The sequence below is a fragment of the Stenotrophomonas sp. 05L44_2 genome (assembly GCF_056665995.1).
In genome coordinates, this window is the sequence record NZ_JBFTNR010001008.1 from 1 (window position 1) to 1,074 (window position 1,074).

Annotated in this window: 2 protein-coding genes; both read right to left on the minus strand. The window is 66.7% G+C overall.

What is annotated here, in order from left to right:
• Window positions 1–348 (minus strand): ribonuclease E inhibitor RraB, encoded by a 348-nt coding sequence (locus AC1VAN_RS22690; RefSeq protein ID WP_025876137.1) that lies wholly within the window; start codon window positions 346–348, stop codon window positions 1–3.
• 23 nt (window positions 349–371) lie between these two features.
• Window positions 372–1,074, minus strand: a 703-nt coding sequence (locus tag AC1VAN_RS22695; protein ID WP_480986848.1) for a LysM peptidoglycan-binding domain-containing protein, incomplete at its 5' end; no start/stop codon positions are given.

The window sequence follows — 1,074 nt, forward strand, 5'->3', positions numbered from 1 at the left end:
TTACTGCAGGGTCGGCGCCGGGCCGACGTCCATGCCGTCGTAGTCTTCCACGCCCATCTGCGTGGCCAGCGCGCTCAGTTCCTGGTTTCGCTTGTCCAGCGAGGTTTCGTCGTGCACTTCCACGCGCTCCACATGCAGCACGTGGAATGCAGCCTCACCGTCTTCCGGCTCCTGCTCGAACACTTCCACCAGCACATAACCCTGTGCCTGCAGGTGGGTGGCCAGTGCGTGCAGCGGCTCGGCGGTGGAGTGCACGAAGAAGTACCCCCACAGCAGCGGGGCGTCCAGGTCCCAGTCGGTGTTCTCGCGAAGGTTGGTGAACAGGTTGCGGGTGTCTTCGAGGTCCATGCGATATCCAGATTGCGGAAAGATTATTTGTCGCAGCCCTGCAGCTTCAGCACCTGGCCGTGGCGCAGGCTGTAGCCGGGGGCCTTGAGGCCATTGGCGCGGGCCAGCACCGGCACATCGCACTGGAACTTCGCGGCGATCCGGCCCAAGGTCTCACCCTTGCCGACCTTGTAGCTGCGGGCCGGCTTGGCGCGCGGGGCCGGCGCCGGGCGCGGCGCAGCCACCGGCGCGGCGGGCGTGGTCGGCACGCTGCTGGCGGCATTGGGATCGACCACCGGCACAACCCCGCCCACGGCCACGCTGCCGGTGTAGCTGGCAGCACTCGGGCGCACGATCGCGGCATTGAGGTCGGCGGTGATCAGGGTGCGGGCCAGATCGGCACGCGGGCCGCTGACGCAGTTGCGCGCGTACAGGCCAGCAATGCGGTTGGTGGCGTTGATGAGGGTTCCTGCCGGAATCCAGCCATCGGCCTCATAGCGCGGGTTGAGGTTGCGCAATGCGCGCATGTAGCCATCGCGGGTGCCATGGCTGCCCAGGCAGATGGTCAGTTCGTAGATCGTGGTCGAGCGGGCCAGGCGGATGGTGGCCGGCTGCGCGTTGATCTTCGGGAACTCCACGCCGTACTGCTGGGGGTGCAGGAAGATCCAGGACGCGGCGATCACCATCGGCACGTAGTCCTTGGTTTCGCCCGGGAACTGGTTGTAGACGCTGTCCACCCAGAAGCTC